This is a genomic window from Mucilaginibacter sp. P4_G9 (assembly GCF_056400985.1).
In genome coordinates this window covers 1-14,703 of record NZ_JBFUKF010000116.1, presented here as the reverse complement: position 1 = coordinate 14,703, position 14,703 = coordinate 1, and the positions used below count along the sequence as shown (strand labels likewise).

General features: G+C 40.2%; 21 protein-coding genes. 10 read left to right on the top strand and 11 right to left on the bottom strand.

Annotated elements, in window-relative coordinates:
- Together AC1DPZ_RS12220 and AC1DPZ_RS12215 are read right to left on the bottom strand one after the other, a co-directional pair.
- Positions 1-954: alpha/beta hydrolase family protein (locus AC1DPZ_RS12220; RefSeq protein WP_477403648.1), on the bottom strand; the 954-nt coding region annotated here is incomplete at its 3' end.
- Positions 955-1,054: 100 nt separating this feature from the next.
- Entirely contained in the window at positions 1,055-1,645 is a 591-nt protein-coding gene (locus tag AC1DPZ_RS12215) for a Crp/Fnr family transcriptional regulator (RefSeq protein ID WP_477403646.1), read from the bottom strand.
- 265 nt (positions 1,646-1,910) lie between these two features.
- Here AC1DPZ_RS12215 and AC1DPZ_RS12210 point away from each other — a divergent pair, with 265 nt between their 5' ends.
- The 4 genes from AC1DPZ_RS12210 (at position 1,911) to AC1DPZ_RS12195 (ending at position 3,481) form a co-directional block, all read left to right on the top strand.
- Entirely contained in the window at positions 1,911-2,483 is a 573-nt protein-coding gene (locus AC1DPZ_RS12210; RefSeq protein ID WP_477403644.1) for an RNA polymerase sigma factor, read from the top strand.
- Between the two features lie 23 nt (positions 2,484-2,506).
- Positions 2,507-2,920: a hypothetical protein gene (locus AC1DPZ_RS12205; protein WP_477403642.1), complete on the top strand. Its 414-nt coding sequence runs from the start codon at positions 2,507-2,509 to the stop codon at positions 2,918-2,920.
- Positions 2,921-3,077: 157 nt separating this feature from the next.
- Complete coding sequence (locus tag AC1DPZ_RS12200; RefSeq protein WP_477403640.1) at positions 3,078-3,293, top strand: hypothetical protein; 216 nt, start codon at positions 3,078-3,080, stop codon at positions 3,291-3,293.
- An 11-nt stretch (positions 3,294-3,304) separates the two neighbouring features.
- On the top strand, positions 3,305-3,481 hold the full coding sequence (locus AC1DPZ_RS12195; RefSeq protein ID WP_477403638.1) for a hypothetical protein: 177 nt from the start codon (positions 3,305-3,307) through the stop codon (positions 3,479-3,481).
- A 58-nt stretch (positions 3,482-3,539) separates the two neighbouring features.
- Here the strand turns inward: AC1DPZ_RS12195 and AC1DPZ_RS12190 are convergent, their stop codons facing one another.
- Positions 3,540-4,040 (bottom strand): VOC family protein, encoded by a 501-nt coding sequence (locus tag AC1DPZ_RS12190; RefSeq protein WP_477403636.1) that lies wholly within the window; start codon positions 4,038-4,040, stop codon positions 3,540-3,542.
- A gap of 93 nt (positions 4,041-4,133) precedes the next feature.
- Positions 4,134-4,343, bottom strand: a complete 210-nt coding sequence (locus AC1DPZ_RS12185) for a hypothetical protein (protein WP_477403634.1) — start codon at positions 4,341-4,343, stop codon at positions 4,134-4,136.
- Between the two features lie 63 nt (positions 4,344-4,406).
- Between AC1DPZ_RS12185 and AC1DPZ_RS12180 the strand changes: the two genes are divergently transcribed.
- A complete protein-coding gene (locus AC1DPZ_RS12180) occupies positions 4,407-5,102 on the top strand; it encodes a hypothetical protein (protein ID WP_477403632.1) in 696 nt (231 codons plus the stop codon).
- Between the two features lie 96 nt (positions 5,103-5,198).
- Here the strand turns inward: AC1DPZ_RS12180 and AC1DPZ_RS12175 are convergent, their stop codons facing one another.
- The gene (locus tag AC1DPZ_RS12175) at positions 5,199-5,393 is read right to left on the bottom strand and encodes a hypothetical protein (protein ID WP_477403630.1); all 195 of its coding nucleotides are present in this window, start codon (positions 5,391-5,393) and stop codon (positions 5,199-5,201) included.
- Between the two features lie 297 nt (positions 5,394-5,690).
- Between AC1DPZ_RS12175 and AC1DPZ_RS12170 the strand changes: the two genes are divergently transcribed.
- On the top strand, positions 5,691-6,944 hold the full coding sequence (locus AC1DPZ_RS12170) for a metallophosphoesterase (protein WP_477403628.1): 1,254 nt from the start codon (positions 5,691-5,693) through the stop codon (positions 6,942-6,944).
- Positions 6,945-6,965: 21 nt separating this feature from the next.
- Here AC1DPZ_RS12170 and AC1DPZ_RS12165 read toward each other — a convergent pair whose 3' ends face one another.
- Complete coding sequence (locus AC1DPZ_RS12165) at positions 6,966-7,364, bottom strand: VOC family protein (RefSeq protein ID WP_477403626.1); 399 nt, start codon at positions 7,362-7,364, stop codon at positions 6,966-6,968.
- A gap of 89 nt (positions 7,365-7,453) precedes the next feature.
- Between AC1DPZ_RS12165 and AC1DPZ_RS12160 the strand changes: the two genes are divergently transcribed.
- From AC1DPZ_RS12160 to AC1DPZ_RS12150, 3 genes are all read left to right on the top strand, one after another.
- Positions 7,454-7,666 carry a hypothetical protein gene (locus tag AC1DPZ_RS12160; protein ID WP_477403624.1) on the top strand — a complete coding sequence of 71 codons (213 nt, stop codon included), beginning with the start codon at positions 7,454-7,456 and terminating at the stop codon, positions 7,664-7,666.
- Between the two features lie 160 nt (positions 7,667-7,826).
- Complete coding sequence (locus AC1DPZ_RS12155; protein WP_477403622.1) at positions 7,827-8,117, top strand: DUF3892 domain-containing protein; 291 nt, start codon at positions 7,827-7,829, stop codon at positions 8,115-8,117.
- Positions 8,118-8,320: 203 nt separating this feature from the next.
- Positions 8,321-9,406: a DNA topoisomerase IB gene (locus AC1DPZ_RS12150; protein ID WP_477403619.1), complete on the top strand. Its 1,086-nt coding sequence runs from the start codon at positions 8,321-8,323 to the stop codon at positions 9,404-9,406.
- Positions 9,407-9,718: 312 nt separating this feature from the next.
- On the opposite strand, the gene AC1DPZ_RS12145 is transcribed toward AC1DPZ_RS12150, so the two are convergent.
- The 4 genes from AC1DPZ_RS12145 to pdxH form a co-directional block, all read right to left on the bottom strand.
- On the bottom strand, positions 9,719-12,001 hold the full coding sequence (locus AC1DPZ_RS12145; protein WP_477403617.1) for a M56 family metallopeptidase: 2,283 nt from the start codon (positions 11,999-12,001) through the stop codon (positions 9,719-9,721).
- 11 nt (positions 12,002-12,012) lie between these two features.
- Positions 12,013-12,369: a BlaI/MecI/CopY family transcriptional regulator gene (locus AC1DPZ_RS12140; RefSeq protein WP_477403615.1), complete on the bottom strand. Its 357-nt coding sequence runs from the start codon at positions 12,367-12,369 to the stop codon at positions 12,013-12,015.
- A gap of 217 nt (positions 12,370-12,586) precedes the next feature.
- Positions 12,587-13,084: an NADH-quinone oxidoreductase subunit C gene (locus AC1DPZ_RS12135; protein ID WP_477403613.1), complete on the bottom strand. Its 498-nt coding sequence runs from the start codon at positions 13,082-13,084 to the stop codon at positions 12,587-12,589.
- Positions 13,081-13,728: a pyridoxamine 5'-phosphate oxidase gene (gene pdxH / locus AC1DPZ_RS12130; RefSeq protein WP_477403611.1), complete on the bottom strand. Its 648-nt coding sequence runs from the start codon at positions 13,726-13,728 to the stop codon at positions 13,081-13,083. The genes AC1DPZ_RS12135 and pdxH overlap by 4 nt, the downstream gene beginning before the upstream one ends.
- Positions 13,729-13,836: 108 nt before the next feature.
- Between pdxH and AC1DPZ_RS12125 the strand changes: the two genes are divergently transcribed.
- Entirely contained in the window at positions 13,837-14,400 is a 564-nt protein-coding gene (locus AC1DPZ_RS12125) for a YqgE/AlgH family protein (protein WP_477403609.1), read from the top strand.
- 118 nt (positions 14,401-14,518) lie between these two features.
- Here the strand turns inward: AC1DPZ_RS12125 and AC1DPZ_RS12120 are convergent.
- Positions 14,519-14,703 (bottom strand): AIR carboxylase family protein (locus tag AC1DPZ_RS12120; RefSeq protein ID WP_477403607.1); only part of this gene is annotated, 185 nt, incomplete at its 5' end.

The window sequence follows — 14,703 nt, the reverse complement described above, 5'->3', positions numbered from 1 at the left end:
GTCCACAGATGCATCGTCGGTAAAATAAATGGGGGCTTCTTTTTTAACCGGCTCAATAGCTTCTGATAGCATTACATAATGCCCAACCTTACCGGGGTTAACGTAATATTGCGATCCCTTGATGAGTTCATGGTAAAGTAACGCATTGGTTTTTACCGGAGCTATGCTATCGCTTTGCGAACCCACAAGATAAACCGGGCCGCCTATGTTTTTAACCTGCTGCTTAGCTGTAAAACCCGGACCCAAAGCCGGTGAAATGGAAAAGAAAGCCTTAATGCGTTTATCTTTCAGGGGTGGATAATGCTTAGCCCCGGCCAATAAGGTACTATCATCCAGGTATTTTACAAGACCCGGATATTCGGGAATCTCCATTTCTCTGCGACCTATGGTTTTATAATAGTTACGGAGTACTTCAAAATCAAATTCGCCGCCTGCTAAAGCAATAACGGTATATCCTCCAAAAGAAAAACCTGCTGCTCCTATTCTTTGCGGATCTATCACCGTTTTAAAATCATGATCGTTCAACAGTGAGGTTAATGCAAAGCTGATATCCTGGGGCCGCTCCCAGGGCTTTAAAAACTCAATGCGGATCTTGTTATCAAAGGTATTGCCCCAATGGTCAACCGCAGCCACAATAAACCCGCTTTGAGCAAGTGCCGAAGCCAGCCACTCTAAAGTTAACCTGCCCCCGCCGGTTCCATGGGAGAGCATAATGATGGGCAGTTTACCGGCGGGTAATTTGCCATCGCGCACGGTGGGCACGCGTAAAAACGGGGAAAAGGCCTTGTCATTCGCCTTTAATGTATCGGTTGTTGGATACCAAACCTCGGTAACAACCGGCCGGTTACGTTTTTCGTCCTTAAAATGAAAAGTGCGCTGCCCGATATTGGTTTGGGCAAAACTGATATAATTTGATAATAAGAGTATTAACGCGATTAGTAGTTGCCTGTACATAATTTGTGTGGTTTAATGATAACAAAGCAAGCTATTAAGAAGCTCAAAAAGATTGACAAAAGTCAATAAATAAGTTTTTTATTTAACCCCTGTAAGCCCGTCAAATGGCCTTCCCTTTAGCGGGCCGTGGCGCCTTCAACCGGCTCAAAGTTTCCTGCGATATTCCCAGGTAATCCGCAACTATTTTATTGGGCAAACGTCGGATGATCTCGGGCCGGGTATCCATCAATACCTGGTAACGGGTTTTTGAGTCCATAGTGATAAGGCTTTCTATCCGCTGGATAGAGGCAATATAATCCTGCTCTAAACCAATGCGATACATAGTTTCCCAGCCGGGAATCTCATCCAGTAATCTTTGCCGGTCGTTAAAGCTTAACATCAATATTTCTGATACTTCCAGGCTTTGAATAGCAGCCACCGACGGCTTGCCGGTAATAAAGCTGGGGAAAGCGGTACCCCAGTTATTTTCAAATATCAGGAAACGTGTCGATTCGGAGCCATCATCACCTACCAGGAAAATCCGCAGGCATCCCTTTACCACAAAATAAATATGTTTAGCTACGCTACCTTTTTGCACCAGGATCTCGTTCCGCTTGGCATTTTTTATTCTAAAGCAACCGTCAACCAATGCCTCATGTTCTGGTGAGAGGCTGATCTTATCTGAAAGGTATTGTTTTAACGCAGGGTGCATAATTAAACCTTAACAAGTAAATTATCTTATTCATTTGCCGCAATATATAACAAAGACCTTATGTTTTAGTCTTTTATCCCTCATCCATTAATCCTTCCTCTTTCATCCATTAATCCTTTGTCCTTCATCTATTAGTCCTTTGTCCTTCATCCATTAGTCTTTTGTCTTTCATCCATCAATCCTTCATCCATTATCATTTATTAAAAAATAATTTAAAATGTTTTCAATCCTCAATCGTCTCTATCTTTATTAAAGGAATAATAAATTGATAACAGCCGTAATGCCCGAAGACAAAAACAGTCAAATTATACATACAATAAAAGCGTATGGTAAAAGCCTGTTGAGTTTTATCCGCCGGAGGGTAAAAAATGACGCTGATGCCGAAGACATTCTGCAGGATGTATGGTACCAGTTCAGTTCGGTAATCAATTCTGAGCCTATTGAGCAAACAAGCGCCTGGCTGTACCGTGTGGCACGCAATAAAATAACAGATAAGCATAAAAAGAAAACGGAAACCTTGTTTGATGATATGCTTGCAACTGGTGAAGACGAAGAGGAAACAGAAAACTTCAAAGCCATCCTGTTCGCCGAAACCAGCACCCCCGAAACCGAATACCTGCGCAGCCTTTTTTGGGAGGAACTTTTTTTAGCGCTGGATGAATTGCCCGACGAGCAGAAACAGGTTTTTATATGGCAGGAGCTTGACGACATCCCCTTTGAGGAAATAGCTAAACGTACAGGACAAAACATCAATACTTTAGTATCGCGCAAGCGATACGCGGTGCTGCACCTGCGCAAAAGGCTTAAGCAGTTATACCTTGAAATTACAGAATATTAAAAAATTTAAAAACATTAAAGATAATGAAAAGAACATTTTATAAATGGCGGTTCATATTTATACCCTTCGCGGTAGCCGCTTTCCTATCGCTCATCAGCTTTGTGGTGATGCAATTATGGAACAATTTATTACCGGGAATATTACATGTAGGCGTTATTACCTTTTGGCAGGCCATGGGCATATTTATTTTATGCAAAATACTGTTTGGCTTTGGCAAAGGAGGTAAACCGGGATGGGGTGGCGGAGGTGGTAACCCATGGATGCGCAAACGTATGGAAGAACGCTTTAAAAACATGAGCCCCGAAGAACAGGAAAGGTTTAAAGCCAAAATGCGCGATCGTAATTGCGGCTGGGACAGTCATGAGCATGGACGGTTTGGCCGCCGCCAATGGGACGATTTTGCACCAGAGCAAGAGGAGAAGGAAAAACAGGATTAGTAAGGGGGTGAGCAGTGAGCAGTGAGGGGTGAGTGGTGAGTAGTTTGTTTGAGTTGGGAAATTAGTGAGTGGTGAATAATTTGTCTGAGCTAAAACCATTCACCATTCACCACTCACTATTCACCATCTATTATTTAATACTAAAAAACTATCTACTATGGATGTGCTGGTATTTTCAACAAACGTTAAAGAAAAAAGGCAGGTGAGCAAAGTAACTAACCTGCTCACCCAAGTTCCTTCAATTGCCCAATGGAATTTCGACCTGGAAGATTGCGATAACATATTGCGGATAGAATCCAATGGGCTCTCCCCCCGTTACATMGAATGGCTTTTGATTCGGGCCGGTATCCACTGCCAGGAACTGGAATATTAATTTGGACTGACATGACCGCAGCTTTAGAACGTACATTAATCCGCTGGATGCTCATCATTTTAAGTGTTCCGGTACTTGGCTACATTTACGGGCCAAATGAAAACCGTCTGTACACCACAGCTCCGGTTAAATGGATATTTTTACCGCTCATCGTGTTATCGGGCTTTTGGTTGTGGAAAGGGCATTAGTTTAAAAAGAAACTAAAAGCCGAAAACATAAAACGAAAAGCCGGGTAATGTTTTAATATCATTTTTTGATTGCCGGACTGTTGATTTCGATCCAATAGCCATCCGGGTCCTGAAAATACAGCTGCAGCACCCCATCTTTTCTCAACGTCGGCTCTTTGCTATCGCCATTCCAATTACTGTATGGGATGCTTAGCTTATCTAATGTTTTAGCAAATTCTGTTACAGATCCTACAGAAAAACACAAATGTTCGGCTTTAATGTGTACACCTGTGCAGTTGCCTTGTATGGCATGTAGTTTTACATGGTTACCAAGGCTGTACCATTGATGTACAGTATCGGCAAATGGATTTGATACTTTTTGCAGGTGCATAACATCGGTGTAAAAAGCAGTGCTTTTTTTAAGGTTTTTTACACAAATAGCGATATGATCAACCATCGGGATAGCGTCCGGGCCCGATTGGGCAAAACAGAAAACCGGTAAAGCAAAGGCACCAAGCAATAATCCCAGTTTTTTAAGCTTACCGATTTTATGGGTTTTCAAATTAATTAAAAGGCTCATTTTAAGTTTTTGGTTTAAAAACTTAAAGATATGTGTTTAGGTAACACTAAGGCAAATTACACAGAAATATTACTCAACAGGATATTTGTTGCTTCATATCAAAATCGGGAATAAAATTACTGTATTATTCCTGTTCCAATCGTCAATATCAATTAAACCCGACCTGGTTTGGTAGTGGCCGTTATCATTTGGGCATTTAACCACATATAAACCATCTGCCGCCGGTTCAATAACCGGCCTGGCCCCACATATCTTGCAAAATTTACAGCAGATGGTTTTTGGTATGTTAACAAACGCCCTCATATACTATTGTTTACGGTTAACGTTTGCTTCTGGTTGCTTTTAATTTCAATTTTTAATATAAAAATGATCCTGGCATTTTATACACTGAGCAGCTCGACAGCCCTCTGCTTATCAGATAAGCCTGCCCGGTATCAATTTCTTTTATTTATATTTATCACCATGCAACCCGGTATTGAACAATTAAAAACTATCTATAAAAATTTATCCGATGATAAACTTGCCCGCCTGGCAGTTACGGAAGCGGCCAGTTTACGCCCCGAAGCTCTTGAAATATTAAAGGCTGAAATAAAAAGCCGCGGCCTGGACGAGGACATCATCAGTGGTGTTAATGCGCAGTTAATAGAAACCGGAAGTTTAGAATTTGATAGCTACGTTTCACTTATCCGTAATCAGCCTTGCCCTATTTGTGCCGGTACCCATCAACCGTTAAATGCGGCAGTAATTGGTACAGTCAAAAGCTTTATCCTGTTAACACAGTACAAAAAGAAGCTAATAATAGCTTGCCCCACCTGTTTACAGCAAACAAATCAAAGTGGTACCTCAACCACTGCTTTGTTAGGATGGTGGGGATTGCCATGGGGCATTATCAGGTCAACACAGGCATTGATTAGTAATATGAAAACAGCCAAAAAGATCTGGTCTGATGAGCCAACCGATGCACTAATTACTTTTATAAAAACAAACATAGGCGTTATTGAAGGCTTACGTAAAAACAAGCAATCGTTACAGCTTATGTTAAATAGTGTAAATAAACAGTAGCACATTGCACAAAACAAAACGCCTCCCGATTGAAACCGGGAGGCGTTTTGCTTTTATGGTGTATTAACAGGTAAAACCTAAATTTTGTGATAATGCTTAATCGTTCCAGAAGTGATTATAGGGCGATGATGATGCCAGTTTATTTTTCAGATCATCCTCTTTTTGCAGGCAATCGTTGGTGTAAATATCCTCATCGGCGTTTACTTTAATAATGCTGCCTGCTATACGTTCAACAATGGTTGATAGCGTGCTTACTTCGTTGTCTGGGATTTGAATTGTTAATATTGCCATAGGTATTGATGTTTAAAAATTGATAATCAAAAATATGCTTTTGTATTTACAGCTTTGTTTGATAAAAGTAAAAATTAATCATTTGATTAACTTTTACCTCCGCGGTAATTTAAAATCATAAACGTTACAGAATTTAGTGTATTATTTATACCCGTTGGGTTTAACAAACTTTAACAAGAACTAAACCACAACATTGCTCTTTCTTCTTTTTTCTTGAGAGAAAACCGGACTGAAACTATTTTTTTCCTCTAGTTACCTCATCATTTGTTAAATTGCTTACCTAACACCCGTATATCTATGCATGGCAGTGGTTTTATTAAAGTATTTGTAATTATATCGGCCATCAGTTTATTGTTTGACTGGTATGTTTTTTCGGGACTGAAAACCTTAAGCGCCAATTGGCCATCGCAAATCCGGCGCAATATTGTTTTATGGGGATACCTGCTAATTTCTGTGGGTGTAACCGCATTGCTGTTAATAGGTTTCGGTGCTTTTAGCACTGCAAGTGGCATGCGCCCCTTTCATGAATGGATATTGAGTTTATTCCTCACCTTTTTTGTAACCAAACTGGTTTTCATTATAGTTTTGTTTTTGGGTGATACAGGCAGATTTTTTGTCGGTTTGTTTAACCGGGCAGGTGCCAAAGGTAAAGGATCGCCTTTCCCCGGCAGGCGTAAATTTATCAGTGAGATAGCTGTTCTGATGGCGGCTGTGCCATTTACCTCCTTTTTTTATGCCATGTTAAAAGGCAAATACGATTACAAGCTGCATCGCACTACACTATATTTTGATGACTTGCCCGATGCTTTCGAGGGCTTTACTATTACCCAACTATCAGATATCCACTCTGGCAGTTTTGACAATACCGAGGCCATGCAAAAAGGTATTGATATGGTTAAAGCGCAAAAAAGCGACCTGTTTGTTTTCACCGGCGACCTGGTAAATAACGCCGCCACCGAAATAGAACCTTATATTGACAGGTTTGGCTCCATTAAAGCGCCTTATGGTCAGTTCTCCATATTGGGCAATCATGATTATGGCGATTACATTCAATGGAGCAGTCCGCAGGAAAAAGCCGCCAATCTGGATAAATTAAAGCAGCACCATAAAGCTTTAGACTATCGGCTATTGCTGGACGAAAATGTGACGATAGAAAAAGACGGTCATAAAATATCGCTTATTGGGGTCCAAAACTGGGGCCGTGGTTTTGCACAGATAGGCGACCTTAATAAGGCCTTRCAAGGTGTACCAAAAGATGACTTTAAAGTATTGTTATCTCATGACCCTACCCATTGGGAAGAACAGGTGCGTTACAATCCAACAAATATTCATCTTACCTTATCGGGCCATACCCATGGTGCGCAGTTTGGTATCGAGATACCCGGTTTTAAATGGAGCCCAGTTAAATATAAATACCTTGATTGGGCTGGCCTTGCCAGCGAGAAAAACCGATATCTGTATGTTAACCGCGGTTTTGGCTTTCTGGCTTTCTCGGGCAGGTTGGGCATCTGGCCCGAGGTTACTGTTATTGAGTTAAGGAAAAAGGCGTAAATAAAAGGCAAATTTGTAAAATCACTCTTTCAATTCTACCACAATAATTCCGTTGCCGTAAAGATCGTAACAATGAAAAAAGCTATACTCACCGGTAAAAATAGGGGCCTGTTTTATTGTAACATTATTTTTAACTAACTTTTGATATAAAGTATTCAACGCATTGGTATACATAACAAATGTTGGTTCGCCATTAGTTTGATTACCAACCCTATTATCAGGAACGGTAGTATCTGTTTTTAAAAACCAAATCCCTGTTGCTGATGCATCATCAAAACCCACATGTAAAAAACGCTGCCCTTCGGCTGTAGTATAATCAACCAACACTTTACAATCAAAATTTAGCTGGTAAAATTTCAAGGCATCCTCATAATCGCTAACAAGAATAATGATTCGGCCAATATGGTTTTTTATTTGCATTTAGGTTTGGTTAGTATTCAAATATAGCAATGTTAATTTATGGCAAGGTTTTTATATCTATATCACTTAATTATAAATTTAATAACATTATGGCACCCAAAAACGTAAATAAGATAGGAAAACGTGAAACCGAAGTACAAACTGCGCATAATGCATGGAAAGTGATGAAACCCTTTGTGCGTTTCGGTTTAAAGGCAATGGGATTAATTGCAGTGGCATTGATTGCCGTTATCAGGAACATTCCTAAGCCGAATAGTAGTAAACACCCTGAACATAAGGACAATAACATCATCAGGATCTGATCTTCGTTTTATAGTAATAATAATTTATCTCATATTTCATAGGGTAATATCTACCTTTTACCCCGTGTTTTAACGGGGTAAAATACGGTGTTTTCACGGATTGACAGCCCTGTATAAATTTCAGAAATTTATGCCATCAATCCCTGATATAAGTAAAACGATGCCCATACAAATAACTGGTGTTACCAAAACTGACGATGAGTATGAAAATCCTTACCTGTCTATCAACACTTTAATGTGGGTTGATGACAATACCCAAAACCGGGGAATTACAACAAGAGACGTACTTTTTGATTGGATAAATGATAATGGAACGGCTTACATTCTTGATGATGAAGGCAATAAATTCAAGCTTATTGCCGCCACAACCAAAAGTGGCTTTAAATATGTAAGAACCGTTTTCGACGAAACAAAATCAGACAAACTGCTAAATCTTTTGGCATTAAAATAATTAGTAATAAGCCTAAATCTTCGTTTTTTATACCTAAACCTTATCTGCCTTACACCCGTCATATTTATGGTGGGTGTTTTTTTTATTTTTTTAATGGTAAACAGGAGTTAATTTATTTCATCATTATCTTATTATTCTTGTGTCGCCTGCCTGGCTCACTTCAAAATAAAACTTAATTATCTTCACCTTGTTCTACCAGGGGTATGGATCGTTTACAAAAAAAACTCGAAAAAATTGGTCGCGACCCTAAGATCACGGCAAAGGCGGCCGGCTTGCGTTACGCATCTGATTCTTTGCCCGGCTATACCCGCAAAAAAGTGGGTAAGGGATGGAATTTTTATGATGCAGATGGCAAACTGGTTAAGGATAATGAACTGTTAACCCGTTTTAATAAACTGGTGATCCCCCCTGCTTATACCAATGTATGGATTTCGCCGTACGAAAACGGGCATCTGCAGTTTACGGGCACCGATGCTGCAGGGCGCAAACAATACCGCTACCATTCCGGTTGGAACCAGATCCGTAACCAAAGTAAATACCATCGCCTGCAAAACTTCGCGGCACACCTGCCTGCTATACGTGAACAGGTTGATAAAGATTTGAGCCGACATAACCACGATCATAAAAAAGTGGTTGCCCTTGCTGTGCGGTTAATGGAATTGACCGGTATCCGTGTGGGTAATGAATCTTATAAGAAATTATATGGCTCGTTTGGTTTAACAACCTTGCAAAATAGGCATGTTAACGTTAACGGCTCTAAAATAATGTTTGAGTTTAAAGGTAAAAAAGGCGTTTTTCATAAGATTGCCCTGCAAAGTAAAAGGCTTGCACGTTTAGTGAAACAATGCCGCGAGATACCGGGGAAAGAGCTTTTTCAATATTACAATGAAGCCGGCGAACGCTGCAGCTTAGGCTCGGGCGATATCAATAATTACCTGAAAGAAATTACCGGGGAGGATTTTACAGCCAAGGATTTCCGGACATGGGCCGGCAGTGTGAGCGCTTTATATGCATTTAAAGAAGCTGGCGAAYTTGATAACGTAACCGAATGCCGCAAAAAAATAGTAAGTGTTTTAGATGAGGTGGCTATAAACCTTGGTAATACCCGCACGGTTTGTAAAAAATACTATGTACACCCAACGGTAATAAAAAGCTACGAGGATGGAACTATCTTCAAATATATCAGCCAGCTTGGTGAGCGTGAAGACATAAAAACAGCCGAGCTTAATATGGCCGAAAAAGCTTTGCTTAAACTCCTGGAAACAGAAAAACTTGCTGTAGCAAGTTGATTTTAAAATTTGAGTATTTGAAAATGAACTGAAATTAATTGATTTTGTCAGGCCAACTAATTAAGTTCAATCAACAGAGCGTCAATCCGGCCACTTAACACTCCAATTCACTATTTATCACAACGGGGCTGATTAAGTTAAAAGGAGAGCAAACTTATTAACTGCTAACCATTAACTTAATCAACCCTGTTTTTTTGAAAGTGAGTGGTTGATTAGGTTGATTGAGTTAAGTGGTTGGCTGGTTTGAAAGAAGATTTTGATTAGCAATAACTTAATCCAACTCAACCACTCACTTAATTCACTCACCAACTACTATTTTTTCTTCTTAAGCGTTATCAATATAACACCCTGCTTGCCTTTATCGCCGTAAGCTTGGGCGCTGCGGTCTTTTAAAACGCTTACATTATCAATAGTGAGGGGATCAAGGCTTTTAAACTGGCCCGCCGTTGCTTCCTTACCATCAATAACAATAAGTGGATTGGCTTTGTCGGTATCATGTAGCCGTCTGATATAAACATTATTTCCCGTACCCCCCAGGGCCGTTAACATCGTATCGTTAACCGGTTTTCCGTTTATAACTATATTATCATAAAGCGGTACATTTTTCCAGCCAATAACCGTTACCGACGCCAAAGCGGCATTCCCCGAACGTTTTTTAGTAACTGCAACATTACTTACTCCTGCGCCATTTACGGTAACAGCATCCAAATCATCGTTATTACCGGCAACTACAACGCCATTAACTTTAACATTAGATTTAACCTGTTTTCCATAACCAGAAACCGTTACCCCGGTAAGCGACTTTACCACTTTACCGTTGATTACTACCGGATCATTGGGCTTAGCCGTATTGGTATAATAAATACGTTTTATTTTGCCGTTTGCATCCTTTAAAGTGTCGCCGGCAATTTTCACATCATTAACAACTACTACATCCTCAACTTTATCTTTTACCTGGTTACTATTAAATCCGGTAACCGTAATATCTYTGCCATGTGGGGTACTGGCATATTTATCCAGCCTTTCTTTAAACCTTAATCCTTCGGCCGAATTTTTTGTAGTTACAAATACAACGCCTGTGTTATCGGCCACTTTTTCATCAATAAACTGCGCAGCATCGCTATTTTTAAATACGTTGATATTTAATATATCGTCGGGATTTACACTTTTGAAATCTCCTTTTTTACCATTTATATAACAAATAACCGAGTCGTTTCCATTGAAATGTATGTAAAAAGACCGTTTGGTGGTATCTACATTTGCCATGTCATTTAAAATAACATTCATTTTGGTATTTACACGTTCAATAGCCCCTTTGTTAACGGTGTTTATTTTAATTTTGCCTGCGGCTACAAGTTGCGTTATTTTTTCTCTGAGCGCTTTGCCTGCTGCTGAATTTTTCCTTGTTGCAAAAGCCACTGCATGGTTGCCATCGCCGGCATTAAAATACTTTTTGGCATCCGTTGCGGTAAGGTAATCAATGCTTTCGGTATCATCGCCAAAGCCATTGGCATTTGAAACCTGCACACCATCAAGATAAAACACCGGGCTGGTGTTAATGTCGCCGGGGCTACTATCAGCTATAGCCGCCGAAGTTTTATTTTCATCCTTACCCGGTAAAATTGATTTTATAGTCGCCGCCATCTTATTTATACCAACTGCGTTACCAACTTTGTTTGATAGTACGGTTATCGATTTAAACGCAGCGCTCTTTTTCACAAAATCGGCCTTTGAGATACTAAAAACCAACAGCATAGCAATAACTGCGGGCACCAGGAAAGCATAACGGGTTAGGTTTATTTTTGAAGATCTTTTCGCGTTCATCATGATGATCCGTTTTTTTATGGTTGATAAGTTGAAATGATTAACTATGCCGGGTTGTGTGTTACTAAAACTTACAGAAACCAGGCTGTACTGGTAAGTTTTACTATCGATACCTTTTTTTAGGATCTTTTGGTCGGTTATAAACTCTATATTTTCGCGGATAGCTTTTTTCATGAGCCAGATACCGGGGTTGAACCAGTAAAATATGCTGCTAAACTCGGCAAGCAAAATATCGGCCGTATGCCATTGGTTTACGTGCACCTGCTCGTGTAATAATATGGCTTTCAGGTCGGCAGGGGCATGGTTGGCGGGGTTTACAAAAATGCTTTGCCAAAACGAAAATGGAGCTACATCTGTATTCATCACCCTTACCCGGTGATTGCCAATGGTTGCTGGTTGTGAACTTTTATATAACCTGTATAAAGAAAATAGTTGTATCATTAACCGGATAGCAAGTAAACCCGCCCCTATCCAGAAGATCGCTTCAACATAAAACCAATAGTTTGGTTTATCAGCCTGTTTTACCAGGGCCTGCGCCGGGGCCTGCCAGTTAATTACTACCTGCTGTACCGGTTTGGCCAAACTTTCGTGTCGCTTAACAAAATCACTCAGGTTTATTTGGGGATATATACTGRCAAACACAATGGCGGCAAGCAAATAAAAGCGGTTAAGGGTATAAAAGGTGAGATGCCTTAATACCAGGTAATAACCCGCGCAAAACAATAACAGTGCAACATTTACTTTAAGTAAAAAAACAAATAATGCTGGCATGGCTTTATGATTTATTGTTTTTCAATCAGTTTAATGATCTCCTGCAGATCACTGGCGCTTAGTTTCTTTTCTTTGGCAAAAAAAGTAACCAGGTCTTTATAAGAGTTTTGGAAATAATCACTCACAAAACCACTCATAAAACGCTTTTTGTACTCCTCTTCTTTAATAGCAGCACTGTAGCGCAACGAGTTGCCCATTTTTTCGCTTTGTAAAAATCCTTTACGTTCCAGGTTTTTTATGGTTGATGCCAGTGTAGTATACGGTGGCTTAGGTTCGCCCATCTGGTCAAGAAAATCTTTTATAAAACCCGCGCCGCTTTGCCATACTGCCTGCATAGCTTCCTCTTCCTGTTTAGATAATTTTTCCATATCAATTACGATTATTTCGTAAATCTACGATTATTTCGTAATTAACAAATTTATTTAACAATTTTTAACAAGGCAAGCCCCGCCCCTCTCAAAGGAGAGGGTTCCAATTACGGCAAATAAAAAGCCTTGCGGTGTTTTTAATACCGCAAGGCTTTTGTAAAATATGCAAACCAAAAGTCCGTCTCCTTTGGAGAAGATTTAGATGAGGCGGGGGCTCTTAATCTATCTTAATCCCCTTATAATACTCCGCAGCCTTATAATCCTTGCGAAGTGGAAAACCCTCCCAGTCATCGGGTAACAGGATGCGGCGCAGGTCGGGGTGATTGGTAAAGAAGATGCCTAACAGGTCGTAAGCTTCGCGTTCATGCCAGTCGGCAGTACGATAAACGCTGGTTATGCTTTTAAATTCGGGCAGTTGATCGCTTTCGCGATCATGTGATTTGCTTATTTTAAGTGTAAGCTGCGTTTTGTAGGGAATGGAAGCTAAGTGATAAACCACTCCATAACGGTTAGTTTCATCATTATAATGCACCCCGCTAATGCTCGAGAGAAAATCAAAGTAAGTTTTAGGATTATTACGAAGCTCGAGGCATACCCCGTCAATATCATCAGGGTTAATGAGCAAAGCGGGTTGCAGCCCACCGGTTTCTTCCCCTGTAATTACAGCCTCACCAAATTTTTGGATAAGTAATAATTTGATATCGTTAAACATCATGGAGCTAAACGTACTTTTTTCCAGTTTTTTTTATCAGTTCTTTTATAAAGAATACGGTCATGCAGTCTGCTTTCACGGCCTTGCCAAAACTCTACCATCTGCGGCTTTAAAATATATCCGCCCCAATATGACGGTTTTGGAACTTCCTTACTTTCGTACTCGGTTTCCAGCTGGCTCATTTTTTCCTCCAGCACATTACGGTCATCAATCTCCTGGCTTTGCGGCGACACCAAAGCGCCGAGTTGACTACCTTTAGGGCGCGAATGGAAATATCTTTCTGATTCTTCTTTGCTTAATTTTTCAATAGTACCTTCAATGCGTACCTGGCGTTCCAGTTCGCCCCAGAAGAAAGTTATTGCCCCTTGCGGATTTTTGGTTATCTCTTTACCTTTACGRCTCAAGTAATTAGTATAAAATACAAAGCCTGCATGGTTAAAACCCTTTAATAAAAGCACCCGCGCCGATGGCTTTCCTGTTGTTGTAGCCGTTGCAAGTATCATTGTATTAGGTTCGGGCAATTTTGCGGTTAAGGCTTCGTTAAACCATTGTTCAAACTGGTTTATCGGGTCGGCCTTGGTGTTGTTTTCTAATAAAGTAGCGGCAGAATAATCCTGCCTTAAATTTTGTAGTTCCTGCTGATCCATTTATGCAAACTTACAAATTAATTAATCCGTATACATTGAATAGAATTCATTTTCATAAATGAACATATTTTTACTATGCTTGTTGTATTATTATAAATATAAACCTTTATGCTAAGTCTTATTTCGGCTGCCGCGGGGCGTTTACTTATTTCGGAACCATTTATGATGGATCCGAATTTTAAACGATCCGTTATTATACTCACAGAATTTTCTCCCGATGGCGCCATGGGTTTTATTTTAAACCACCAGGGCGAATATATGCTTGGCGATGTACTGCCAGATGTTTCCTACTCCGAGATGCCGGTTTATGAAGGTGGACCTGTGGCTAAAAACACGCTGCATTTTATCCACTGTGTTCCCGAAAAAATTGAAGGCGGTATAGAGATAGCTCCCGGTTTATTTTGGGGTGGCGATTTTGATATGGTAAAAAAACTGGCAGGCAATTATCAGCTTAGCGAAACCGAGATCAAATTTTTTGCAGGTTACTCGGGCTGGACGGCCCTTCAGCTCGAAGAAGAGATCACTGCTAATAGTTGGATAGTGTCTGATAAGTTTAAATCAGAAACCCTTTTCGGCACCGACGAGCAAAATCTTTGGAAAGATGTAGTGATAAGTTTGGGTAATCGTTACGCCCATATTGCTAACTTCCCCGAAAACCCGGCGCTCAATTAAGTTAGTAGTTTGCTATTCTATTGAACACCTATCTTGCCTGGACCTGGATCCACCAGATTTGAGGATTACCCGAATTTTTAGCATCCTCATCTTCAAAGAACAGCAAACTGCTAATTCACTATTCCATTTCTTTGGCAGATTCTTCTACTTTTTTCTTCAAGTCTTCTTTAAAATCTATAAGATTTTTAACCAGGTATTCATCGGCGGTTGATAATATCTGTGCAGCCAATATACCTGCGTTTTTAGCCGCGTTTAGCGCAACTGTTGCTACAGGAATACCATTAGGCATTTGCAGGATAGACA

Excerpts from the sequence above, each read along its gene's own strand:
- AC1DPZ_RS12135 (WP_477403613.1), bottom strand. The coding sequence starts at position 13,084 with ATGATGTTTAACGATATCAAATTATTACTTATCCAAAAATTTGGTGAG.
- AC1DPZ_RS12180 (WP_477403632.1), top strand. The coding sequence starts at position 4,407 with ATGATCCTGGCATTTTATACACTGAGCAGCTCGACAGCCCTCTGCTTA.
- AC1DPZ_RS12190 (WP_477403636.1), bottom strand. The coding sequence starts at position 4,040 with ATGAGCCTTTTAATTAATTTGAAAACCCATAAAATCGGTAAGCTTAAA.
- AC1DPZ_RS12165 (WP_477403626.1), bottom strand. The coding sequence starts at position 7,364 with ATGCAAATAAAAAACCATATTGGCCGAATCATTATTCTTGTTAGCGAT.
- AC1DPZ_RS12205 (WP_477403642.1), top strand. The coding sequence starts at position 2,507 with ATGAAAAGAACATTTTATAAATGGCGGTTCATATTTATACCCTTCGCG.
- AC1DPZ_RS12140 (WP_477403615.1), bottom strand. The coding sequence starts at position 12,369 with ATGGAAAAATTATCTAAACAGGAAGAGGAAGCTATGCAGGCAGTATGG.
- AC1DPZ_RS12185 (WP_477403634.1), bottom strand. The coding sequence starts at position 4,343 with ATGAGGGCGTTTGTTAACATACCAAAAACCATCTGCTGTAAATTTTGC.
- AC1DPZ_RS12125 (WP_477403609.1), top strand. The coding sequence starts at position 13,837 with ATGCTAAGTCTTATTTCGGCTGCCGCGGGGCGTTTACTTATTTCGGAA.
- AC1DPZ_RS12215 (WP_477403646.1), bottom strand. The coding sequence starts at position 1,645 with ATGCACCCTGCGTTAAAACAATACCTTTCAGATAAGATCAGCCTCTCA.
- AC1DPZ_RS12175 (WP_477403630.1), bottom strand. The coding sequence starts at position 5,393 with ATGGCAATATTAACAATTCAAATCCCAGACAACGAAGTAAGCACGCTA.
- AC1DPZ_RS12155 (WP_477403622.1), top strand. The coding sequence starts at position 7,827 with ATGCCCATACAAATAACTGGTGTTACCAAAACTGACGATGAGTATGAA.
- AC1DPZ_RS12195 (WP_477403638.1), top strand. The coding sequence starts at position 3,305 with ATGACCGCAGCTTTAGAACGTACATTAATCCGCTGGATGCTCATCATT.
- AC1DPZ_RS12160 (WP_477403624.1), top strand. The coding sequence starts at position 7,454 with ATGGCACCCAAAAACGTAAATAAGATAGGAAAACGTGAAACCGAAGTA.